The 22415-nt window shown below is 72.1% G+C and carries 15 protein-coding genes; 6 read left to right on the top strand and 9 right to left on the bottom strand.

What is annotated here, in order from left to right:
* Positions 1 to 19: 19 nt before the first annotated feature.
* Together ACIRL2_RS39730 and ACIRL2_RS39725 are read right to left on the bottom strand one after the other, a co-directional pair.
* Positions 20 to 808 (bottom strand): family 16 glycosylhydrolase, encoded by a 789-nt coding sequence (locus tag ACIRL2_RS39730; protein ID WP_395869133.1) that lies wholly within the window; start codon positions 806 to 808, stop codon positions 20 to 22.
* A 33-nt stretch (positions 809 to 841) separates the two neighbouring features.
* Complete coding sequence (locus ACIRL2_RS39725) at positions 842 to 2050, bottom strand: ATP-grasp domain-containing protein (RefSeq protein WP_402238961.1); 1209 nt, start codon at positions 2048 to 2050, stop codon at positions 842 to 844.
* A 192-nt stretch (positions 2051 to 2242) separates the two neighbouring features.
* Here ACIRL2_RS39725 and ACIRL2_RS39720 point away from each other — a divergent pair, with 192 nt between their 5' ends.
* Positions 2243 to 3430: an FAD-dependent oxidoreductase gene (locus tag ACIRL2_RS39720; RefSeq protein ID WP_395869129.1), complete on the top strand. Its 1188-nt coding sequence runs from the start codon at positions 2243 to 2245 to the stop codon at positions 3428 to 3430.
* A gap of 76 nt (positions 3431 to 3506) precedes the next feature.
* On the opposite strand, the gene ACIRL2_RS39715 is transcribed toward ACIRL2_RS39720, so the two are convergent.
* The 6 genes from ACIRL2_RS39715 to ACIRL2_RS39690 all read right to left on the bottom strand — a co-directional run bounded on the left by ACIRL2_RS39715 (position 3507) and on the right by ACIRL2_RS39690 (position 13893).
* A complete protein-coding gene (locus tag ACIRL2_RS39715; RefSeq protein WP_395869127.1) occupies positions 3507 to 5783 on the bottom strand; it encodes an FdhF/YdeP family oxidoreductase in 2277 nt (758 codons plus the stop codon).
* Between the two features lie 86 nt (positions 5784 to 5869).
* The gene (locus tag ACIRL2_RS39710) at positions 5870 to 7033 is read right to left on the bottom strand and encodes a globin domain-containing protein (protein WP_402238957.1); all 1164 of its coding nucleotides are present in this window, start codon (positions 7031 to 7033) and stop codon (positions 5870 to 5872) included.
* Between the two features lie 294 nt (positions 7034 to 7327).
* Positions 7328 to 8941: an extracellular solute-binding protein gene (locus ACIRL2_RS39705; protein ID WP_402238955.1), complete on the bottom strand. Its 1614-nt coding sequence runs from the start codon at positions 8939 to 8941 to the stop codon at positions 7328 to 7330.
* 169 nt (positions 8942 to 9110) lie between these two features.
* The gene (locus ACIRL2_RS39700) at positions 9111 to 11549 is read right to left on the bottom strand and encodes a serine/threonine-protein kinase (RefSeq protein ID WP_395869121.1); all 2439 of its coding nucleotides are present in this window, start codon (positions 11547 to 11549) and stop codon (positions 9111 to 9113) included.
* 167 nt (positions 11550 to 11716) lie between these two features.
* On the bottom strand, positions 11717 to 12874 hold the full coding sequence (locus tag ACIRL2_RS39695) for an acyl-CoA dehydrogenase family protein (RefSeq protein ID WP_395869119.1): 1158 nt from the start codon (positions 12872 to 12874) through the stop codon (positions 11717 to 11719).
* Positions 12874 to 13893, bottom strand: a complete 1020-nt coding sequence (locus ACIRL2_RS39690; RefSeq protein WP_402238951.1) for an acyl-CoA dehydrogenase family protein — start codon at positions 13891 to 13893, stop codon at positions 12874 to 12876. The genes ACIRL2_RS39695 and ACIRL2_RS39690 overlap by 1 nt, the downstream gene beginning before the upstream one ends.
* Before the next feature lie 288 nt (positions 13894 to 14181).
* Between ACIRL2_RS39690 and ACIRL2_RS39685 the strand changes: the two genes are divergently transcribed.
* From ACIRL2_RS39685 to ACIRL2_RS39675, 3 genes are all read left to right on the top strand, one after another.
* Positions 14182 to 15252, top strand: a complete 1071-nt coding sequence (locus tag ACIRL2_RS39685; RefSeq protein ID WP_395869115.1) for a hypothetical protein — start codon at positions 14182 to 14184, stop codon at positions 15250 to 15252.
* A 385-nt stretch (positions 15253 to 15637) separates the two neighbouring features.
* Complete coding sequence (locus tag ACIRL2_RS39680; RefSeq protein WP_402238949.1) at positions 15638 to 16093, top strand: ATP-binding protein; 456 nt, start codon at positions 15638 to 15640, stop codon at positions 16091 to 16093.
* Between the two features lie 419 nt (positions 16094 to 16512).
* On the top strand, positions 16513 to 16749 hold the full coding sequence (locus ACIRL2_RS39675) for a DUF397 domain-containing protein (RefSeq protein ID WP_020554482.1): 237 nt from the start codon (positions 16513 to 16515) through the stop codon (positions 16747 to 16749).
* A 60-nt stretch (positions 16750 to 16809) separates the two neighbouring features.
* On the opposite strand, the gene ACIRL2_RS39670 is transcribed toward ACIRL2_RS39675, so the two are convergent.
* Positions 16810 to 17676 carry a helix-turn-helix domain-containing protein gene (locus tag ACIRL2_RS39670; RefSeq protein ID WP_395869111.1) on the bottom strand — a complete coding sequence of 289 codons (867 nt, stop codon included), beginning with the start codon at positions 17674 to 17676 and terminating at the stop codon, positions 16810 to 16812.
* 486 nt (positions 17677 to 18162) lie between these two features.
* On the opposite strand from ACIRL2_RS39670, the gene ACIRL2_RS39665 reads away from it, so the two are divergent.
* On the top strand, positions 18163 to 19560 hold the full coding sequence (locus tag ACIRL2_RS39665; RefSeq protein WP_402238945.1) for an SWIM zinc finger family protein: 1398 nt from the start codon (positions 18163 to 18165) through the stop codon (positions 19558 to 19560).
* Positions 19557 to 22373 (top strand): DUF6493 family protein, encoded by a 2817-nt coding sequence (locus ACIRL2_RS39660; RefSeq protein ID WP_402238942.1) that lies wholly within the window; start codon positions 19557 to 19559, stop codon positions 22371 to 22373. The genes ACIRL2_RS39665 and ACIRL2_RS39660 overlap by 4 nt, the downstream gene beginning before the upstream one ends.
* The last annotated feature ends 42 nt before the right edge of the window (positions 22374 to 22415 follow it).

The raw sequence follows: 22415 nt of genomic DNA, 5'->3' as shown, positions 1-22415 counted from the left end.
GCCGCCGTGCGGCTCACGCTCAGCGCGCCCACACCCGCACCGATCGGATCCGCAACTCGGCGGTGCGCACGTGGTCGGGCACCGGGTCCGGGTAGCCCATCGCGAGCGTGAACAGCACCTCCATCGGCTCGTCGGGCACCCGTGCCGGATCGGTCACCGTGAACACCTGTTCACCGTCGATCCACCAGGTCAGCCGATCCGGCGTCCAGTCGAGCGCGAAGTGGTGGAAGCGGTCGGACCAGTCGCGTGCGGGCGACTCGTGCACCCACGCGTCGGGACGACCGTCCGCACCCCGCCAGTGCACCGTGGACCGGGCCCGGCCGTCGAGCCCGATCAGTTCGACCACGTCCAGCTCGGGCGGCGTGTACCGGGAGGCGGGCATCAGCCAGAACGCCGGGAACGAGTTCGGCTCGCGCGGCATCAGCAGCTCGGCCTCGACCCGGCCGTAGGTGAAGGTGAAGCGCGGGCGACCGTTCCAACTCGGCCGCCCGGTGGACAACATGCCCGAGGCCCACGGGTACACGGTGCCGTCCGCGCCGCGCGTGGGCCGGCGCACCGCGCTCAGCACCGCCTGCCCGCCGCCGACGCGCACCTGTTCGGGCCGGTACCACTGTTGTTCGTGGTTGCCCGCGTTCGTGCAGCCGTCCACGTTCCAGTCGTAGCAGGTCACCCAGCGCCCGGCGGCCGGCGCGGAGCCGGTGAAGTCCTCGGCGAACAACAGCCGACGCCCGGCGGGCGGACCGGGCCCGCAGGCCGCGAGCAGCACGGCCGCGAGCGCCGGCGCGAGCGCGCGCCGGGCCCGCCGCATCCATCGCGACCGCGTCGTCGGCACCCGACGCCCTCAGCGCCCGCACCGGCGTACGGCGGCGGCCAGCGCGCGGACCGCCGTCGCGGCGGCGGGCAGCGGGTCGTCCCAGGCCAGCCACGCGGGTTCCAGACCTCCCCGGACCGGCGGGTACCCGGGCGGCCGGGCCACCCCGACCCGGCCCCGGTAGGCCACCCACGCCGCGGCGTCGAGATGCTCCGCGACGTAGCGCCGGCCCTCGCGCTGGACGCCCGTCGGGATCGCCCGTCCGGTCAGGTCCAGATGCAGCGCGCGCACCACGTCCAGCCCGCGATCGGTCTCGAACATGCGGAACTGGGCGCCCACGCGCGGATTGAAGTCGACCAGCTTGTACCGCCCGTCGCGCAGATCCAGCCGCCAGTCCAGGTCGGCCGGCCCGCGATAGCCGATTGCCCGACACAGCCGGGCGGAACGGTGCGCCAGCCCCGGGTTGGCCAACGTCCGCGCGTACGTGGTCACGCCCGCGTGCGGCGGCCAGGAACGCAGCTTGAGGCCGGTGAACACCGGCGCGCACCGGCCGTCGGGCGCGGCGTACAGGTGCACGATCCAGTCCTGCGCGCTCTCGCGCGGCACGTACGCCTGCAACAGCACCCCGCGCGGCACGTGGACCGACGCGAGCAGGGCGCGCTCGCTGCGCACGAGGGTGGTGCCCCGCACCACCGGGGCGCGCAGTCGATCCCACGGCGCCAGATTCTTGACCACCACCGGGTACCCCAACTCTCGTGCGTGAAAGAGGAGTTGCTCGCGATCGATGGGGAAGCGGGTATCCGGCGCGGACACCTCGTGGGCCAGGCAGCGTCGGTACAGCCCGCGCTTGTCCGCCAGGTCGGCGGGCAGGTCCGGGTCGATTTTCGGCAGCAGGAAACACTCCGCGAGCCGGTCCTGCGCGCCGGCGGCGAGCAGCGCGGCCTCGTCGTCGGTGGGCACCAGCACCGCGCGGGCGGGCAACCGGCGTCCGATCCACAACAACCGGTCGATCAGCGCCGCCGGGTCCTCCAGGCCGGTCGTGGGCCATACATGCCGCCGGCGCAGATGTCGGGACAGCGCGGTGGGGGTGAAGGCGTCCTCGACCACCGCGTGCACCGCCACCCCCGCGCGGCCGAGCGAGCGCACCGCGCCCACCGAACCTTGATGCAGCGGATAGCGGCCGACCTTGAACAGCAAGGCCGGCACCGAACGATCCAGTTCGACCCCTCGCCCGCCCATGTCGTGGCCTCCCCGTCCGGACCTTTCTAGCAGCGCGAATCGACTTTTCACCGAATAAGCCAACAATTCGTACGGAACGTCAAGCGCCGTGCACCGAGTACCGAACGCCGAGTACCGAACGCCGAGTACCGAACGCCGAAGAACTAAGGCCGGAGAACGAATGCCGAAGACCGAACACCGAAGGACATCGTCATGACCGTCGCCATCGTCGGAGCCGGCCCCTACGGCCTCTCGCTTGCCGCCCACCTGCGCCGACTCGGGGTCACCACCCGAGTGTTCGGCGAACCCATGGAGAGTTGGCGGCGACACATGCCGGCCGGGATGCTGCTCAAATCCCGACCCGACGCGTCCTCGATCTCCGCGCCCGGACCCGGATACGGCCTGGCCGCTTTCCAACGTGCCCGGGGCGAGCGGCCGTCCACGGGTGACCAGCCGGTCCCGCGCGAGACCTTCGTGGCCTACGGTCGGTGGTTCGCCGATCGCCTCGTGCCGGATGTGGAGCGGGTGCGGATCACCGGCCTCGAACCGGCCGGGCACGGCTTCGTGCTCGGCCGCGAGGACGGTACCGAGGTCGAGGTGGACGCCGTCGTGCTGGCCACCGGGCTCGCCGCGCATCGCTACGTGCCGCCCGTGCTCGAACGCCTGGGCACCGACCTGGTCTCGCACCCCGCCGAGCACCCGGACCTGGCCGAACTGGGCGCGGACCGGGACATCGTGGTGATCGGCTCGGGCCAATCGGCGCTGGAGAGCGCCGCGTTGCTGCACGAGGGCGGCGCCGTGCGGGTGCGCGTGTTCGGCCGGGCGGACCGGGTGCGGTTCGGCACACCGCCCGTGCCGGGGCGGATCCGGCGGCTGACCCCGGACTCGCCGCTGGGCGAGGGGTGGTCGGTGGCCGCCGCGGCGCACGGACCGGCCGCGTTCCGGCTGCTGCCCGCGTGTGTGCGGGTCGACCTGGCCCGGCGCATCCTGGGGCCCTCGGCCGCGTGGTGGCTGCGGGACCGTCTGGACGGGCGGGTCCCGGTCCGGGACGCGCAGAGGGTCGTCGGGGCCCGCCGCGAGCCGGACGGACGGGCGCGGATGTTGCTCCGGGACCGCACCGGTTATCAGCGCGAGGTGCACGCCGACCACGTGCTCGCGGCGACCGGCTATCGGGTCGACCTGGCCGCGCTGGGTTTCCTCGCGCCGCACGTGCGGCGGCGGATCGCCACGGTGGCCGGACTGCCCGCACTGGACGCCGCGTTCGAGACCACCGTGCCGGGTCTGTACGTCAGCGGCCCGCCCGCGGCAGCCACCTTCGGCCCGGTGGTCCGCTTCGTGCACGGCACCGGCTTCGCCTCTCGCCGACTGGCGGCCGTGCTCGCGGCGCGCTTCCAGGGATAGCCGACGCGGCACCGGCGAGCGCCGGGCGGACCCGGGTCCGCCCGGCGCTCGTTCGGCACGCGAGCACGGCCGAGGCTCAGTGCGTGTGCGGCTCCAGACGGACCACGATCGACTTGGAGGTCGGTGTGTTGCTCTCGTCCGCCGTGCTGTCCAGCGGCACCAGCACGTTGGTCTCCGGGAAGTAGGCCGCGCAGCAACCCGCCGCGGTGTCGTAGGACACCACCCTGAACGACGGCGCGCGGCGTTCGGTGCCGTCCTGCCACTCGCTGACCAGATCGACCAGGGAGCCGTCCGCGACGCCGAGTTCGGCCAGGTCGGCCGGGTTCACGAAGACCACCCGCCGGCCCTGCTTGATCCCGCGATAGCGGTCGTCGAGTCCGTAGATCGTGGTGTTGTACTGGTCGTGCGAGCGCACCGTCTGCAGGATCAGCCGGCCCGCCGGCACCCGCAGCACCGCGAGGTCGTTGCGGGAGAAGTTGGCCTTGCCGGTCGTGGTCGGGAACCTGCGCTGGTCGCGCGGCCCGTGCGGCAGTACGAACCCGCCGGGCTCGCGCACCCGGCGGTTGAAGTCGGTGAAGCCCGGGATCACCCGCTCGATCCGGTCCCGGATCAGGTCGTAGTCGCGGGCGAAGTCGCGCCAGGGCACCGATACCCGGTCGCCGAGCACACGTTCGGCCAGCCCGCACACGATCGCCACTTCGGAGCGCAGGTGCGCGGAGGCCGGCGGCAGCTTGCCGCGCGACATGTGCACAGCGCTCATCGAGTCCTCGACGGTGACGAACTGGTCCCGCTCGGTGCGACCGAGCGTGGGCAGGATCAGCGCCCGCCGCCCGGTGACCGCGTGCGAGCGGTTGAGCTTGGTGGACACCTGGACGGTGAGCCGGGTCGCCCGCAACGCGGCCTCGGTGGCCGCCGTGTCCGGCGTCGCGGAGACGAAGTTGCCGCCCACCGCGACGAACACCCGAACCGCGTCGTCGCGCATCGCCCGGATCGCGTCCACCACGTCGTGCCCGTGGGCGCGCGGCGGGGCGAAGCCGAACTCCTTCTCCAACGCGTCCAGAAAGGCCGGCGAGGGCTTCTCGTAGATGCCCATCGTCCGGTCGCCCTGCACGTTGCTGTGCCCGCGGACCGGACACACGCCCGCGCCCGGCCGACCCACATTGCCGCGCAGGAGCAGGAAGTTGACCACCTCGCGGATGGTCGGCACGGAGTTCTTGTGCTGGGTCAGGCCCATCGCCCAACACACCACGATCCGTTGCGAGTCGAGCACCCGCCGATGGATGCGCTCGATCCCGTCGCGGGTCAGCCCGGTCGCCTCCAGCACGTCGTCCCACGGCGTGGTCCGTACGTCCGCCGCGAACTCCTCGAAGCCGTGCGTGTATTCGTCGATGAACGCGCGATCGAGCACGCTGCCCGGCGCGGCGTCCTCGGCCTCCAGGAGCAGTCGGTTCAGGGCCCGGAACAGCGCGAGGTCGCCGTTCACCCGGATCTGCGCGAACTCGTCGGTCAGTTGTGTGCCCGACCCGAGCACGCCGGTGACCTTCTGCGGATTCTTGAACCGCAGCAGCCCGGCCTCGGGCAACGGGTTCACCGCCACGATCGAGGCGCCCGCCTGCTTGGCCTTCTCCAGCGCGGACAACATCCGGGGGTGGTTGGTGCCCGGGTTCTGGCCCACCACGAAGATCAGATCCGCCTGATACAGATCCTCCAGCGACACGCTGCCCTTGCCCACGCCGAGCGTCTGGGTCAGCGCCGAGCCGCTCGACTCGTGGCACATGTTGGAGCAGTCCGGCAGGTTGTTCGTGCCGAACGCGCGCACGAACAGCTGGTACACGAACGCGGCCTCGTTGCTGGTGCGCCCCGACGTGTAGAACGCCGCCTGATCCGGCGAGTCCAGTGCCGCCAATTCCTCGGCGACCACCCCGAAGGCGTCCTCCCACGAGATGGGCGCGTAGTGCGAGGCGCCCTCGGCGAGGTACATCGGCTCGGTCAGCCGGCCCTGCTGGCCCAGCCAGTAGTCCGACTTCCCGGCCAGCTCGGCGACCGGGTGCGCGGCGAAGAAGTCCGCGCCCACCCGGCGCACGGTGGCCTCCTCGGCGACCGCCTTCGCGCCGTTCTCGCAGAACTCGGCGACGCTGCGGTGCTCCGGTTCCGGCCACGCGCACCCGGGACAGTCGAAGCCCTGCTTCTGGTTGACCTGGACCAGGGTCAGCAGGCTGCGCCGCACCCCCATCTGGCGACCGGCATGGCGCAGCGACCAGGCGACGGCCGGCAGACCGGCCGCGTACTCCTTCGGCGGGCCGACCACCAAGCCCTCGTCCCCGACGTCGTCCACGGGCGGCTTGCTCACCATGCGGGCGCTCCTGCTGCTCGAAACCGGCCGTTTCGATACGACCCTGTCGGCCGTACGTTACGCCCTCACCGCCGCGTGTCCGCAGCTCAGCACCCCTGGAGCAGCCGGGGGCCCTGGGCGATCCCGTCCAGGCTCTCGGTGTGCAGGCGCTGCGGCGCCACGCCCAGCTCGCCGGTCAGCCGGTGGGTGGTGGCCCGGACCATGGCCGCGGATCCGCTGACGAACACGTCGTGGTCGTGCCAGTGGCCGTACCGGGCCAGCACGTCCGGCAGCGCGCCCTGGTCGCCGGCGAACGAGCGGTCGTGGGTGACCGCGGGGATCACGTTCAGCCACGGGTACATCTCCGCCATCGCGGACAGCGCGTTCAGGTCGTACAGGTCCACCCCGTACTTCGCGCCGATGAACACGTGGGCGCGGTTCGCCAACTGGCGCTGCGCCATGTGCTGGACCAGCGCCTTGATCGGTGCCAGGCCGGTCCCGGAGGCCACGCACAACGTGCGGCGCAGGGTCTCGCCGCGCAACACCAGACCGCCGCGCGCGGGGCCCAGGCGGATGTGGTCGCCGACCCGGGCGCGGTGTACCAGCGCGTTGCTCACCCAGCCGGCCGGCACCGCGTGCACGTGCAGTTCGAGTCGGCCGTCCACGCGCGGGGCGTTCGCGATCGAGTAGTGCCGCCATATCCTCGGCCACCACGGCGTCTCCACGGTGACGTGTTGGCCCGGGTGGTAGGGCAGCGGGTGATCGGGCTGGACGGTGAGCACCGCGATGTCCCGCCCGCGCGGTTCATGTGCGGTGATCACCGCGTCCCACCAGGGCGGCGCCTCCTCGGCGTCGTCGGCGGCGGCCTCGATCATCACCTCCGCCGCCCACGTGTAGACCTCCAGCCAGGCGGCCTGGAGCTCGGCTGTCCAGCGGGTGCCCAGGTAGCGGGCCAGCGCGCCGATCAGCGCGCTGCCGACCGCGTGGTAGTGCTCGTCGAGGACGCCGTACTTGCGGTGGTCCCGGCCCAACTGGCGCAGGAAGCGGCGCAACTCGTGCGGCTCGTCGCTGCCCGCGCCCAATCGCAACAGCGCGGCGAGCAGGCGGTCGCGCTGCAGGTTCATGGCCGGCGGGAACAGGGCGCGCAGATCGGGGCGTTGCAGGAACAGCAGGGCGTAGAAGTGCGAGACCAGATCGTGCGCGGCGGGGGCGACGGCCCGGAGGCTGCCGCGGAGCAGATCGGCCCGGGAGGGATCGGGACTTCCGGACATGGCGGACCGCATCCTCGTGTGCTCGGAGAGCGACCCCGCGGTGGGACATGTACTGCCGAATCCGGAAACCGCGGGTCGCCCGAAAGGGGAAGTACCCGACGGTATGCGGCGGCTCGAATGCGGAGGGTGGGTAATGCGGGAAGCCCGCCGCGGGTGGCCGCGGCGGGCTTACGCTTGAGGATTTCTTGCGCCGTGTGGGTGATGGCGCGGTCGGGCCGGCGGCCGGCGCCCGACGCTCCGATCAAGCGGGGGGCGTCGCGTACGGTCGGGGCGACCCGTGCGCCCGACGCGCGATCAGACCTGGAGGTCCTTGTCGTACGTGGCGGCGATCATCGCGTCCGCGCGCCTGCCGGCCGTGTCCGGGTCGACCCCCTTCGCCAGCACGTCCTCGGCGAGGGTCTTGAGCGGGGCGGACGACCAGCCGGGCGCCTGCGGATACTTCCGCCCCTGCGCCAGCGCCGCCACGGTGGCCGCCCGCATCGGGTTCGCCGTGCCGGACGTGGTGGTCAGGCCGGCCAGCGCGGGCGGCATCTCGTTCTCGTTCGCCCAGCGCTCCTGCCAGGTCGCCGAGGCGAACACCCGGAGCAGATTGACCGCCCCCGCCGGATGCGCGGTCTTCGCCGACACCGCCAGCACCCCGCCCCACACGCCGACCGCTCCCGGCCGGCCCGGGTCGCGGCCGGGTATCGGGAAGGCGGCCAGGTTGCGCGCCGTCTCGGGCGCGGTGCGCAGCACGGACGGGAAGACCCAGTCGGGCTGGATCATCATCGCCGCCCGGCCGCTCCCGAGCACGGCGGTGATCGAGCCCGCCGGGTCCTGGAACTCCTCGGCGTCCTTGGCCGCGGTGGAGTACGCCTGGAGCCGCCGGAAGAAGGTGACCCCCGCACGACCGGCCGGGCTGCCCAGCCGGCCCGTCCAGCGCTCGTTCGCGGCTACGGCTATCTCGCAACCGTCCTCGAACAGGCAGGCCGCGAGCGTTTGCCAGGCCTTGCCGGCCAGGTGCAGCGCCTCGATGTTCGGGTTGCCCGCGTGGTGGGCCTTGATCCTGTCGAGTTGGGCGAGCCACTCGTCGCGGGTGCGCGGCACCACGAACCCGGCCGGGTCGCACAGCCGTTTGTCGTAGACCACCACCGGCGCGTACACGTCCATCGGCAGTGCGTACAGCTTGCCGTCGAACGTACACGCGGCTCGGGCCGCGGGATGCCAGGCGTCGACGTTCAACCGGGCGGCATACGGCGTCAGGTCGAGCAGATCACCGCGTCGGACCCGACGGGCCAGGCCCAGGGTCTGCGCCTGGAAGACGTCGGGACCGTTGCCCGCCGCGATCGCGGTGTCCAGTTTTCGGGCGTCGATGGTGTCCTGGACCTCGACCCGGGCGGTCCCGTACGGATCCGCCTTGAGCAGGGCGGCGGCCAGGTCGGTGTTCGTCCGGGCCTGGTCGACACCCGCGGTCAGCAGCTTCTCCAGCCACAGCGTGAGGGTGTACGGGCCGCTTTCGGCGGTGGGCGGCCCCGCGGTGGCCGGTGGGGCCGGGGGAGCGGGCGGCCCGGAGGTCGGGTCGGGCCCCGGCCCCGTCGGCGCGGCCGTCTTGTCGTCGCCGCGGGTGAGCAGCCACGCGGCGACACCACCACCGGCCGCGACGGCCGCCGCGACCGAGCCGGCCACGATCACCTTGCGCCGGGACGAACCGCCGCCGGGCGGCGGCGGAGTGGGACCCCAACCCGGCGGCGGCATGTTCGGGTACTGCGGCGGCGGCCCGCCCGGGTGCTGCGGGTATTGCGGATGTTGGTACTGCCGGTGCTGCGGGGGCGGTGGCACGGCCGTCGGCGCGTACGTGGGCCGAGGGGGTGGGTTGGCCGACGGGTCATCCTCCGATGACGCCTGCGGGTCGTCGTTCCACGACGGCACGGTGCGGCTCCTCCGAGTTGGCGGGACAGGGGCGTGCGCAAACCCTAGGCCGGGCACTCTCCGTCACCGATGGGGAGATCCGTTGGGAACCGCCCGGGGCAGTCGGAACCCCCGGGGGATCCGTGGGGAACCACCCGGGAGAGCCGTCCGGTACCGCCCGCGAGATCCGTCAGGCCGGTGTCACCCCGAATTCGCGGGCCACGATCGCGTTCGCCGCCGCGGCCGCGGCCAGCGGATCACTGCCGGCCAGTGTCTGCCGGGACAATTCGGCCAGCGGGCGCTCGGACCACCCGGGGGCTCCCGGATACGCCCGCCCGCCCACGGGCAGCGCCGTGACCGAGGCCGGGATCATCGGGTTGTCCGGCGGCACGGACCGGTCCAGACCGGTGCGCACCGGTACCAACCGACCCTGGGCCGCGATCCGCGCGCGCCAGCGCTCGGTGGCCACCAGCGCCAGCAGATCGATCGCGGCCTCCTTGAACAGACTGGCGGCGTTCACCGCGAGCACCGTGCCGCGCACCCCGACCGCGGCCGGCTTGCCGGCGGTGCGGCCCGGGATCGGGAACGCGCCCAGCACCGCGCGCAACGCCGGATTCGCCGCCACCACGGCGTCGTAGAGCGTGGAATCGGCGATCGCGGACGCGATGTTGCCCTTCGCGACCCGGGCCGCGACCGCCGGGTCGTCGTTGCCCACACCGGTCGCGTCCGCGGCGTAGGACTGCAGGTGCCGGAAGAACCTGGCTCCCTCGACCGAACCCGGCAGGTCGAGTGTGCCGCGCCACGCGTCGCCCTCCTGGACCGCGATCGTGCCGTCGTCCTCCCACACGCACGAGGCCAGGATCGGCCAGGCCCCACCGGGTACGTACAGCGCCCGGTAGTCGGGGTTGGTCGCGTTGGCCAGGCGCAGCTTCTCCAAGTCCGCGACCCAGCTCACCCGGTCGGTGGGCACACCCACCTGCCCGGCCTGGAACAGCCCCTTGTCGTACAGCACCACCGGTACGTTCGCGGCCAGCGGCAGCGCCATGAGCCGGCCCGCGGAGGTGGCCGAGGCGCGTACGGCGGGGAACCAGGTGCCCGCGTCCAACCGGCTCTGATGCGGAGTCAGGTCCATGATCAGGTCGGCCGCCTTGAACCGGGCCAACGCGAGCAGGTCCAACTCGAACACGTCGGGCCCGCGACCGGCGCGCAGCGCCTGCTCCAGGGCCTGGGTGTAGCCGGCCTTCGGCTGGAGCCGGCTGCCCAGCCGCACCCCGGAGCCGCTCTTGCCGAACTCCAGGCCCAGGTCGCCGAGCATCGCGGCGGGCAGCAGGTTCTCGGTGGTCCAGACGGTGAGTTCCTGGACCGCGGCGGGTGCGCTCGGGCCGGACGGGCGGGCCGGACTGGACGGTGGCGCCGGCTGCGTCGGCGTGGCCTTGGGCGACGAGTCGCCGCCCCCGCCGAGCGCCCAGGCCGCCGCGCCGCCGCCGACCACGGCGGCGCCGGCGGCGACCGCCAGGAAACCGCGGCGGGACTTGGCCCGGGAGCCGGCCCGGCGGGTGCGGGCAGGCGGCTGCTCCCGGGTGGGCGGCGTGGCGGGCTCGGGTGTGGCGGGCGCCGCCGAGGGGGCCGGGACCTCGGCCGGCGCGGGCTCGGGTTCGGCGGGCGTGGGAGGCGCGGGCTCGCTGCCGGGCGGTGGGGCGGGCACGGTGCCCGCCGCGTACGGCTCGCTGCCGGGCATCGGCTCGGGCGGCTCCCACGGGTTGGCCACCCGTTCGGCCACCCACGCGGCGGTCGCCGAGGGCAGCCAGGTCGGCCCCGGGGTGCCGGCCGCGACCCGGACCACCTCCTCGGGGTCGGGGCGTCGGGTCGGGTCCTTGACCAGGCAGGCGGCGATCAGGTTGCGCAACGACGCCGGCACGTCGCCGAGTTCGGGATCGCCTTCGGCGACCCGGTCGGCGGCGGAACCCGCGCCGCCGTGATCGAAGGGCCCCGTGCCGGTCGCGGCGAACGCGAGCACGGACCCGAGCGAGAACACGTCGGTCGGCGGACCCACGCTCAGATCCCGTACCTGCTCGGGCGAACGGAAACCGGGGGAGTCGAGCACGGTGCCGATCACCACGCCGTCGGCGGTCACCGACGAGCCGGTCGACCCGTGCGCGATCCCCAGTTGCGGCAGCAGGGGGCCGTCCGGGCCGAGCAGCACCGCACCGGGGTCGAGTCGCCCGTGGTACAGCCCGACCGCGTGCAACCGGCCGAGCAGCGCGGCCAGTTCACCGGCGAGTACGCGCAGCGAATGACCGGGCAGCGGGCCGTGCCGGCGGACCGTCTCGGCCAGCGTCGGGCCCGCGAGGTGGGTGGTGGCGTACCAGAGCTGACGGCCGGTGACGTCGGCGTCCAGGATCATCGCCGTGCCCGGCCCGGCCAACCGCCGCGCGGCGTCCACCTCTTCGGCGAACCGGGCCCGGAACGCCGGATCACGCCCGAGGTCGGCCCGGATCACCCGCACGACGACGGGGGCGTCGTCGTGCGCGGCACCCAGATAGGTACGAGCCGTGGTCCCTTCACCCAGGCGGCCCACCAATCGGTAGGCGCCAATGTTCGAAGGGTCCTCGTCGTGCAGCGGCCGCATGGCTGAAACTCCGTTTCGCTCACCGGTGTGAACGGTGCCGAAGTCTGCCATGAAGCGGCCGGTGATCCGGCCACCCGTTCGGCCGCCCGCCATCCGTGCCCGCCATATCCGTAAACACCGGGCAGCGCGTCACCGGTCGGCGCCACCCGGTGGCGCCGACCGGTCCGCTACCGGGCCCGAGGCAGTCCCAGGCGATGCTCGGCGATGTTGTTGCGCTGGATCTCGCTCGTCCCGCCGTAGATGGTGGTCACCGGAGCGTCCCGTGCGGCGTGGTCGACGAACCACGCGTCCCCCGGTTCGCCGAGCAGCCCCTCGGGTCCGGCCATGTCCAGGCACGCCTCGGCGGCGCGGTTGTACGACTCGCTCGCGTACAGCTTGGCGATCGAACCCTCGGTCGTCGGCAACCCGCCCGCGCTCGCGATCAGCGCCGGGCGCAACGCGAGCAGCGCGGTGATCTCGTTGTCGATCGCGATCCGCGCGAGCCGCTTGCGCACCGAGGTGTCGTCCATCGCCCCGGTCTCCGCCGCCCAACGGGTGAACCGCCGCAGCAGCGACACGCCCTGGTTCATGTTGCCGAACACGCCGCGCTCGTAGGCCAGCGCCACCTTCATCACGCCCCACCCGCCGTCGACCTCGCCGAGCCGCCAGCGGTCGGGCACCCGGACGTCGGTGAAGTAGGTGATGTTGGTGCGGTCCCCGCCCATCGTCTCCACCGGCTGGAAGGAGATGCCCGGCAGGTCCATCGGCACCAGGAACATGGTCAGACCGCGGTGCTTGGCCACGTCCGGGTCGGTGCGGGTCAGCAGGATCACGTAGCCGGCCTCGTGCACGAGCGTGGTGAACATCTTCTGCCCGTTCACCAGCCACACCGGCTCGTCCTCGGGGTGTCCCAGGATGCGCTCCGCGCGGGTGGCCGCCGCGGCCACGTCCGACCCCGACCCCGGCTCGCTGTAGCCCAGTGCCGCGATCGCCTCGCCGCGGTGGAATCGGGGCAGCACCTCGGCCAGATGGAACGCGCTGCCGATCTGTTCGACGATGCCCGCCACCAGCATCGTGTTGGCCAACCCGAAGAACGGCGCGTCGGCCAGCCCCAGTTCGTCGAAGAAGACGTACAACTCCAACGGATCGCGACCGGTGCTGCGCCCGGGCCCGGCCATGCCCTCGGCGATCACCCCGGTCGCGGCCAGCGCGCGATGGAACTCCCAGTCGTGGAAGGTGCCGGTGCGCCGGGCCCGCTCGATCATCTCCTCGGTCAGGTGTTCCGCGACGAACGCCCGGATCCACCGCCGGAACTCCTCGACCGATTCCTTGGGCTCGAAGTCCATCAGAGGCTCCCCACGGGTCCGAAGAGGTCGTCGGCCAGGCGTTGGTACTCCTCGTCCGGATCACCCAGGACCAGCGGCCAGCCGCGGGCCCGCCGGAAGTAGAGCTGGATGTCGTATTCGAGGGTCACCCCGTATCCGCCGTGGAAGTGCACCGCGCGATACGTGGTGGTGCGCGCCACGTCGGTCGCGGCCAGGAACGCCATCGTGGCGAGCCGGGCGGCTTCGGCCGGATCGCCCTCGTCGGCGCACCACGCGGCGCGCGCGGCCAGCAGCCGGATCCCGTCCAGCGGCCCGACCAGATCGGCCAACCCCTGCTGGACCGCCTGGAACGCGCCGATCGGCTTGCCGAACTGCTCGCGCTCCAGCGTGTACGCCACGGCGATCTCCAACGCGCGCTCGGCCAGCCCGGCCAGCGTGGCCGCCGTATACAACTGCCACTCGCGGCGCAGCGCCGCGTAGCGCCGCGCGGCCTCCTCACCGGTCGCCAGCACCACCCGCCCGCCCCGGTCGTCGCGCACGTACCGGTCGGCCAGCGGGGCGCAGGCGTGGTTGACCGGAGCGGTCATCGGCGGCTCGCCGCGGACGGCGACCAGTTCGTCCTCGTCCAGGGCCACCACGATGTGCGCGACCGCGCCGCCGGGGACCAGGCGGGCCACACCGTCCACGGCGGGGCGCAGCGCGGGCGCCGCGATCAACGTGCCCTCGGCCGCCTCCGCGCACCACGGCGTGTCGAGCAACAGCCGGGACGCGGCCAGGTGGCCGCTCAGCGGCACCGGCGCCAGTGCCCGGCCGGCCTCGTGCAACACCGGGGTCAGATCCAGACGGCCGGCCCCGCCGCCGCCGACCCGTTCGGGCAGCGCCATCCCGGGCGCGCCCATCGCGGCCAATCGTCGCCACAGGTCGGCCGCGAATCCCAGCGGCTCGGCCGCGCGGACCACGGAAATCGGGCATCGGTCCGTGAAGAACTCCGAAAAAGCGGCCCGTACCGCCTTTTGATCCTCCGTCGGTTCAAGATCCACCGGCGACCTCCGTTCACACCTCGCCGCTCGCACGAGCCGGCGAGCGCACGCTAGCCCCTGGCGGTACACCGATCCATGGCGTCGTCGGTCGAAGTGACCGATGTGCCGGAGATCTCGATCCCATGACATTACTTGCCAGTAGCTGACTGGCGGGTTGCTCTTTGCGAAGATCGGCTGCCCGAGTGACAAACAACGAGAACAGTTGCTTTCCGCCGTGCGGATCCCCGGTGATCGCGATGATCACCCATACGATCCGAGGAATAACGGAAAGCGAAGGGAGAACCCGCTGTGCGTGCATACCGCCACGTGGCGCTGGTGCTGATCGCCCTGCTGGGTGCGGCCCTGATCATCTTCCCGCTGGCCGCCGGCCTGCCGAAGAAGACGCAGGCTGTCGACGATCTGACCAATGACTTCCGCCCCGCCTTCACCCCGGCCGCGATCGCGCAGAGCCGGACCGACCTGGTCACGATGAACGAGATGCTCGCGCAGCTCCAGGCGGAGACGCTGCCCGGTCTCGCGAGCCAGGCCGGGATCACCACGCCGGCGTTGATCAACCTGATGGGGGTCACCGCTCCCGAGGTCGGCAAGGGCCTCAAGGAACTGCCCACGATCATGCCCCGGTTCAACAAGCTCGCGGGCACGATGGAGGCGCAGGCCGGGAACTTCCGCCAGGCCGACGACATTCCGACGGCCCACGCGCCCAACACCGCGGTCACGTACCTCTATCTGATCCCGGGCGTCGTGCTGCTCGTGGTCGGCGCGGGCGGTCTGCTGTTCTCCTTCGTCGGCACCAGGGTGGTGCTGAGCACGGTGTGTCTGGCGCTCGCGGCGGTGGTCGGTCTCGGCATGGTGATCGGTGTCTTCGCCACCGGCGTGATCGGCAAGACCAAGGCGTCCGAGAAGATGTTCACCGCCTTCCGGCCCACCTTCACCGACGCCGGCTACCAGCAGGCGCACAACGACCTGGACACGCTGGGCAAGATGGCGGTCGGGATGAAGACGAAGTCGATCCCGTCGATGGCCGCGCTGCTGCGCAAGCCGGTGCCGCAGTTCACCGCCGAGTTGGCCACGCAATACCCCAAGGTCGGCAAGGGGCTGGTGGAGACCGATCGCATCCTGGCCAAGTTCGACGCGCTCGTGGAGAACATCGGCGCGAACATCGACACCTTCGAGAACGCGGACAGCATCCCGGACAAGGACACCGAGGTGTCGGTCATGCCGTGGCTGCTGTTCGGCCCGGGTCTGGCGGTGTTCCTGCTCGCCGGTTCGGCCCTGGTGACCGGGTTCACAGGACGCGGCAACGGCACCGCCGAGCCGAGCGTGGGCGCGTCGCGGCAGCCCTCGGACGCGTCGGTCTGAGCACCCGAACGCACACGGTCGGGAGTCGGCCGACCGCCGTGCGCGTAGAATGTCCGGATTATTCCTGTGGTAAGACCAAAAGAAGGAAAAGACCGGTTCACTGATATGTCCGGGATCCGGACGGAAAGTGATCGTTGGTCGATCGAAATGCACGTGCATCGGCGCGGTGCAGACGCAGAAATCGTCGATGCACGTGCATCCGGTCTTGCAGTTGGGGTCGGCATCCTCATAATGAAGTGTGTGCATGTGCACGCGCATGTGCATGGACGCTCTGTGAGGCGAGTCCTCTGGCGGCGTTCCCAACAGGCCGGGGACCAGTACCCGCTCGGAGGCACGGATGACCGTCGCGAGTCCCGCAGGGTTCCGGACGTCGACGTTTCAGTGGATGGAGCCTCTGGCCGGGGATATGGGCCCAACATCCGATATCGCGATACAAGCCCTCGCCGCGCGCCGCGAGTCGGTCAAGGCCGCTCGTGACTTCACCCAGTCGGTGCTCGCCGGCTGGGGCGCCGCCTGCCTGGAGGACGACCTCGCCCTGGTCGTGTCCGAGCTCGTCACCAACGCGCTGTGCCACGGACTGGGCGCCGGCCGCGACGACGCGACCGACGTGGCGCACAACATCCAACTCGCGCTCCTGCGCAAGGGCGAGCGCGTCATGTGCGCGGTCCAGGATCCCGGTGAGAGCCTCCCGGAGACCCAGGCCGGCGGCGAGGACGAGGAGTCCGGGCGGGGCCTGTACCTGGTCGGCTGTTTCAGTGATTCGTGGGGCTGGTTCCCGCTCGACGGCATGGGTCGACGCACCGGAAAGGTCGTCTGGGCGATGTTCGAGATACCGGCCTGACAAACACGTTCCGCAGCTTGCGAACAGCATTGCGTTGCGGGATCGCGTTGCAGCTTTGTGGAGAGTTCTAATTCACATTCGGAAGCGGCAACCGAATTAGGGTGCCAAGCGTTTACCCGTCGATCCTTCGACGGGTTTTCTGCATTCTTACGCCCGTTTCGTCCCTCGCCGCTTAAGCAGCTTTTACGCTTCCTTTGAAACCTTGAGGAATGCATGAGCCCTCCCGTGTGAGTGAAGTCGGGCTGCGCTATCATCACCGTTGTACGCTGCATATGCATGGTCAGATGCACGTGCATGCGTAAGTCGGACCGGTTCTGGAAGAAATTGCGACGGACCGGGACGAAGGAACGACACGTGCCGCAACCGGGGGGCGGGCGACCGCCGTCGGGTCGCTCGGCGAGAGGTCCAGGAGAAGCGTCATGCAGGCAACGCACAACGGGGTATCGGCGACCGCGCTCGACGGGGTCACCTGGCAGAAGAGTCGCCGCAGCAACTCGCAAGGCAATTGCGTCGAAATGGCGGCGTTGCCGGACGGCGACGTCGCGGTCCGCAATTCGCGCCACCCCGACGGGCCGGCGCTGATCTATACGCGCGCCGAGATCGAGGCGCTCATCCTCGGGGTCAAGGACGGGGACTTCGACAACCTGCTCGCGTGAAAACCCGCCCGGGACGCTCCGCCCGGGTGGGCCGCCCGAGGGCGTTCACAAGCGGAATCCTCAGTTCTCCTTAAGGATCCGCTGCAGCAGGTCCACACTCTTGTCCGGCGGCATGCCGTCCACGCTCAGCCGGTCCATGACCTCGGTGTACGCGTCGACCTCGTCGCGCTTGTCCAGATACAGCGCGCTCGTGAGCTGTTCCAGGTAGACCACGTCGGGCAGGTCGCTCTCCGGGAACCGCAACAACAGGAACGGGCCGCCCTCGGCGGCGTGCGCGCCGAACCGGAACGGCATGATCTGGATCGTGACGTTCGGCAGGGCGGCCATCTCGATCAGGTGCCGGACCTGATCGCGCATCACGTCCCGACCGCCGATCGGGCGCCGCAGGGCCGCCTCGTCCAGCACGACCCACAGCCTGGGCGGCTTGTCGCGGTACAGGATCGACTGGCGCTGCATCCGCAGACCCACCCGGCGGTCCACCTCGGCCGCCGACGCGGACGGCTGCCCGGCGATCACCACGGCCCGCGCGTACTCCGCGGTCTGGAGCAGGCCGGGCACGAACTGCACCTCGTAGGTGCGGATCACCGAGGCGGCCTCCTCCAGGCCCACATAGACCTGGAACCAACTCGGCAGGATGTCGTTGTAGTTGTGCCACCAGCCCTGGGCGTTGGCCTCCGCCGCGAGGCCCAGGAGGGCGGCCCGCTCGGTCTCGTCGCCCACGCCGTACATCGTGAGGAGATCAGCCACGTCGCGCTCCTTGAAGCTGACGCGCCCCAGTTCCATTCGACTGATCTTGGATTCGGAGGCCCGGATCTCGTAACCGGCCTCCTCCCGCGAAATCCCCTTCGCTTCGCGCAGACGGCGAAGCTGGGAACCGAGGAGAATACGGCGAACCGTCGAGCCGCTCCCCGGCTGCGTTGCGGGCATCTGCTACCTCCGGCTGAATGGACCAGCGCATAGTATGCCGGCGCGTTGCCACGCGTCCTCGGATCATGGTTACAACAGCACTCTCTTGACGATGTGCCACCACCCACCCGAGTCGTCCGTGTGCCGCAGTTCGGCTTGTCACGTTCAGGCCCCGGGCCCCAGCCGCCCATGCTCGCACAGGTGATACCACCTAATCGATGCCGTGGCACCGCGAATCCCCCTCTACTGTCCGGTAATCCGGATGTTTCCGACGAACGAACGGCCCGATACGCACGCTCCGCGCGCGATCCGTGACACGTGCCGTATCCACCGCCGTGTGGGTGACCCGCGAGGCACCCGCACGCGGCGCGCCGAAGCCGTCCACGAGGGCTTAGGGGCGGTCCCGAAGGCGCGGTGAAAGTACGCCCGTCCGTGCGGTGTCGAGGCCCGTGACGACGCGCAGCGGACCCGACTCCCGCTGTCGGACGCGGTGTCTACGGTTTCCACATGTCCTCCCCGGTGCACTCCTTCACCTATTTGCGATCGTCCGAGCTCGCCGCCGTCGACGGCGGACGCTCGCTGGGTCTGCAGACCTGCGGCGGCCTGAGTTCGCACGGCCTGACCCCCTTCCCGCGCTTCTTCGACGGCTTCCTGACCGCGCCGGAGGCGGCGGCGGGCGGGCTGCTCGCGGTCGCCGACGTCGCGGCGGCGCGGTACCACCAACCGATGCGCCCGGGCCTGCTCGACCCGGTGGTGACCGGAAACGGCGATCGGCTCCGCTTCGAGTCGTTCTCGGCGTGCTGCGGCGTGCACGCGCGCCTGGACGTACTGCCCGCCGGCATCGACGGCGAGATGTTCGGCACCGGCACCACCAACGTGGACGTCAACGCGCCGCTGCGCGAGGCGCTCGCGAAGGTCGGCGGCGCGGATCCGCTGCACCTGGCGGTCGGGCCCGACGACGTGACGGTGACCACCTTCGACGGGCCGGTCGTGGAGAAGAAGGTCCCGCTGCCCGAGCGCTGGCTGCGCGGATTCGCCGAAGTCCAGGTGATCTCGGGCGGGTTCGACCTGCGCGCCGAACTCGCGGCGGGCGAGGCGGTGCGCTTCCTGCGGGCCCTGCCGCGCGGCGCCCGGCAGGCGCTGTGGGCGGTCCCGGCCGGGCGTTCGCTGCGGCTGACCGCCCGCCCGCTGCCGGGCGCGGTGTGCCTGCCCGGGCCGGACCGACTCCAGGCGCTCACCCGGCTGCTGCGACACGCCCTCGCGCTGCGCGTGTACGGACCCGCGGTGCACGCGCGCAGCAGCGCGGTGTCGTCCGCGTGGGAGATCGAACTGCCGGGCATGCGACTGACCTTGACGCTCTCCCCGGACCCGGCCCGGGGCTTCTCCGGCGAGGGCGCGGTGCTCACCGGCCTGGCCGTCGACTCCGGCGCCGCGGACGCCGACCTGATCTCGGCCCTGCTGGCCTGGGAACCCCGGGTGGAGATCGGCGAGTTGGCCGCACGATCCGGGCTGGACACCGAGCGGGTGCGGGCCGCGCTGGTGCGCCTGGGCACCGGCGGCCGGATCGGCTACGACGTCGCGGAGGCGGCCTACTACCACCGCGAGCTGCCCTACGACACCGGCAGCGTCGAGCGGATGAACCCGCGGCTGCGGGACGCGCACGCGTTGGTCGCGGCGGGCGCCGTGACGCTGACCGGGACCGGAGAGAGCGCCACCGTGCGCAGCGGCGAGCACACCTACGGGTTGCGGTTGGCCGGGGCGGGCAGTTGCACGTGCCGGTGGTGGGCCGAATACCGGGGCGGACGCGGACCCTGCAAGCATCTGCTCGCCACGCAGATCGTGCGCGGGCGGGCGCACACCGACCCGACCGCGACGGCGCCCGCACCGCAGGAGGCGAACCGATGACCGAGCCGACGACCGGGAGCGAGCCGACGACCGGCGCCGCATCGCAGGCCCGCGAGCCGCTCACCTGGGCGCGGGTCGAGGCAGCCCTGGTCGAACAGGACCGTGCGGGCGGGGCTCCGGCGCCGATCGTGGCCCTGTTCGCCGGGCGCACCGAGGCCGAGCGCCGCAAGCTGGTGCCGCGATACAAGGAGGCGGTCCGCTCGCTCCGAAACTCCTCGCGCGGCCTGCGCACGCTGCGCTACGTGGGCGTCGCGTGCCTGGGTGGACCCGCCGGGATCGCCCAGTGGCTCTCCCGCGAGGACATGACCTGGCCCTCGGGCCCGGACACCGGCGAACAGGCCGTCCACACCCTGCTGGCCGAGCGCGACCCGGCCTGGATACCGGACATCGTGAACCGGCTCGCCACGAGGATGCCGGTGGACACCTGGGGCAACCACTGGGACGTGGTGGACGCCCTGGTGCGCGGAAGCGGCCTGCCCACGCCGACCACGGCCGGTTTCGTGGTCCGCTGGGTGGACAAGGTGGGCCGGGAGACCTTCGGCACCGGACCCGCGCTCGCGGAACGGCTGCGCGCCGACCCCTACTTCACCGACCTGCTGCCTGCGCTGTTCGAGGTCCCCGGCGTCGGACAGCTCCTGGAGAACCACGAGTCCTGGAGCCGGACCGGGTTCGCGGGCTGGGGCGCGACCTTGGCCGAGCTCGCCGACGCGAAGGTGATCGAGCGGGACACCGTCCTGGACGGCTGCGTCTCCCGCCTGCTGCGCGGCGAACGCCCGGGCTCACTGCGCGCATTCGTCCGCCTGCACGACGCGATGGCGCCCACCGACGACGAGCTCGCCGCCCGCGTCGACTCCTATCTGCGGCTGCTTCCGGACGCGCCGTCGCCGGTGGCCGGCCTGGCCCAGGACGTGCTGCGTCGGCTGGACGCGGCGGACCGACTGGACCCGGAGCGCATCGCCGAGGCGGCCCGGAGCGTGCTGTTTCGTACCGAGAAGAAACTCGTCCGCACCCAACTCATCTGGCTGGGCCAGGCGATCAAGCGCCACCCGGATCACGCCGGAATGCTGCTGGCCACCGCGGGCACCGCTTTCGGGTCGGTCGCCGTCGACCTCCAGGAGCGCGCGCTCGCGCTGATCACCAAACACGTCGGCAAGCTCCCGGCCGACCAGGCCGCTCTCGTATACGACGAGGTGCGCGCGCAACTGTCGCTGCTCGGCGGCGCGTTGCGTCCGGAGGCGGCGGCGCTGGTCGGCGAGAGCGCGGTCGTGGAGCCCGACCGGGGGATCGCCCTCGTGCCGCCGCCGGTGCGCGAGTTGCCGCCGCCGATCGGCTCGCTCGAGGAACTGGTCGAGGAACTCGCGGTGTTGTTCGCCCGCACCGACAACCCGTGGGTGAGCCCGCGTGGCCGCAACACCGACCCACTCGCGGTGGAGCGGATCGTCTCCGCGATGCTGCGCGAACACGAGCGCGACCGCGAGGCGTTGCACACCGCGCTGCTTCCGCTCACCGAGCGGCACGCGCACATCATCGAACAGCAGTGGTTCATCCATCAGGTACAGGGCGCGGTCGGCGCGATGGTGGCCGCCGCCACCGGTTACGGCGGCTCCCGATCCGGCTGGTTCCGCAGCCTGTTCGGCAAGGGCACCGAGGCCTCCGACCACGACCTGATCCCCGGCTCCAGGGTGGACGTCGAGCGACTCGAACCGGTGCAGCGCTTCCTGCTCGCGCGCCTGTACGAGGTGGGCACCCGGCTGCGGACGCCGCGCGGCGGCCCGCACCTGGCCGAGATCGCCGACGCCACCGGCCTGGTGGACCCCGAGGCCCTCGTGGCGGGCCTGGAACGGTACGAGGTCTCCGGGCACAGCCCCTGGCGGCGCGACGTCGACCAGGCACTGCTGCGGCTGCCCGCCGAGATCGACCCCGCGGTGCTCGCCCGAGCCGGCCGGCTCACCTCGCCCGCCGGCCTGCGGGTGGCCCGAGTGCTGGCCGCGGGCGGTCCGCCGGCCGGGTTCGTCGAGCGCCGGCGCTTCGCCCGGATCCACCGCGAGTTCTCGTATCGGGACCGGGACTGGACGCACTTCGACGGCCCGCTGGCCCTGATCGCCCCCGGTGACCCCGACACGCGGCCGCAGGGCACGGTGCCCGAGAGCGCGCTGCCCATGTACGACCTGTCCGACCCGGGTGCCGCCGCCCGCAGGCCGGGATGGTCCGAGAACACCGAGCCGGATCTGCACTGTTGGCCACTCGTGCTGCCCGGGGACCGCGACGTGCTCGGCGCGCATCTGGCGATCCGGACCCAGCGCGGGATCGACGGGCCCTGCCGAGGCGCGGAGATCCTGCCCGCGTTGGCCGAGTCGCACGGACCGCTCGGATCCGGCATCTCGCTGGCGCTGGCCTACGCGCTGGGCGCACAGGCGGCCGAGGATCGTACCGCCGCAGTGGACGCGCTGGTCACCCTGGCGGCCAGGGGCGACGCGTGGGACACCCTCGGGCTGGGCCGCGACATCGGCGAGGCGGTCCGTACCCGGGGTCTGAAGACCACGCGCGTGGTCGCCTCGTTGCGCGAGGCGTCCCGGGCCGGCGCGGGCGAGGCGGTGTGGGGCGTGTTGAGCGGCTTCCTGCCCGACCTGCTCGCCGGTACCAAGACCACGGGCCTCGCGGACGCGCTGGCGGTGGCCGCGGAGAGCGCCGCGGGCGGCGGCGCGCGGGCGGTGTCGATCGCGGGGCTGGACGCGCTGGCCGACCGCAAGGGAAGCTCCCGCGCGGTCACCGAGGCGAAGCGGTTGCGCGCGATCCTGGCCGACGGGGGCTGAGGGCACGACGGCCGAGCGTACGGTGGATGGGCGCCCGGCACG

The sequence above is a fragment of the Embleya sp. NPDC127516 genome (assembly GCF_044765325.1).
Lineage (GTDB): Bacteria > Actinomycetota > Actinomycetes > Streptomycetales > Streptomycetaceae > Embleya.
The sequence above is the reverse complement of the archived record's forward strand: the minus strand, read 5'-3'. Positions and strand labels throughout refer to the sequence as shown.

Excerpts from the sequence above, each read along its gene's own strand:
- ACIRL2_RS39730 (WP_395869133.1), bottom strand. The coding sequence starts at position 808 with ATGCGGCGGGCCCGGCGCGCGCTCGCGCCGGCGCTCGCGGCCGTGCTG.
- ACIRL2_RS39720 (WP_395869129.1), top strand. The coding sequence starts at position 2,243 with ATGACCGTCGCCATCGTCGGAGCCGGCCCCTACGGCCTCTCGCTTGCC.
- ACIRL2_RS39715 (WP_395869127.1), bottom strand. The coding sequence starts at position 5,783 with ATGGTGAGCAAGCCGCCCGTGGACGACGTCGGGGACGAGGGCTTGGTG.
- ACIRL2_RS39660 (WP_402238942.1), top strand. The coding sequence starts at position 19,557 with ATGACCGAGCCGACGACCGGGAGCGAGCCGACGACCGGCGCCGCATCG.
- ACIRL2_RS39680 (WP_402238949.1), top strand. The coding sequence starts at position 15,638 with ATGGAGCCTCTGGCCGGGGATATGGGCCCAACATCCGATATCGCGATA.
- ACIRL2_RS39695 (WP_395869119.1), bottom strand. The coding sequence starts at position 12,874 with ATGGACTTCGAGCCCAAGGAATCGGTCGAGGAGTTCCGGCGGTGGATC.
- ACIRL2_RS39665 (WP_402238945.1), top strand. The coding sequence starts at position 18,163 with ATGTCCTCCCCGGTGCACTCCTTCACCTATTTGCGATCGTCCGAGCTC.
- ACIRL2_RS39700 (WP_395869121.1), bottom strand. The coding sequence starts at position 11,549 with ATGCGGCCGCTGCACGACGAGGACCCTTCGAACATTGGCGCCTACCGA.
- ACIRL2_RS39675 (WP_020554482.1), top strand. The coding sequence starts at position 16,513 with ATGCAGGCAACGCACAACGGGGTATCGGCGACCGCGCTCGACGGGGTC.
- ACIRL2_RS39670 (WP_395869111.1), bottom strand. The coding sequence starts at position 17,676 with ATGCCCGCAACGCAGCCGGGGAGCGGCTCGACGGTTCGCCGTATTCTC.
- ACIRL2_RS39710 (WP_402238957.1), bottom strand. The coding sequence starts at position 7,033 with ATGTCCGGAAGTCCCGATCCCTCCCGGGCCGATCTGCTCCGCGGCAGC.
- ACIRL2_RS39725 (WP_402238961.1), bottom strand. The coding sequence starts at position 2,050 with ATGGGCGGGCGAGGGGTCGAACTGGATCGTTCGGTGCCGGCCTTGCTG.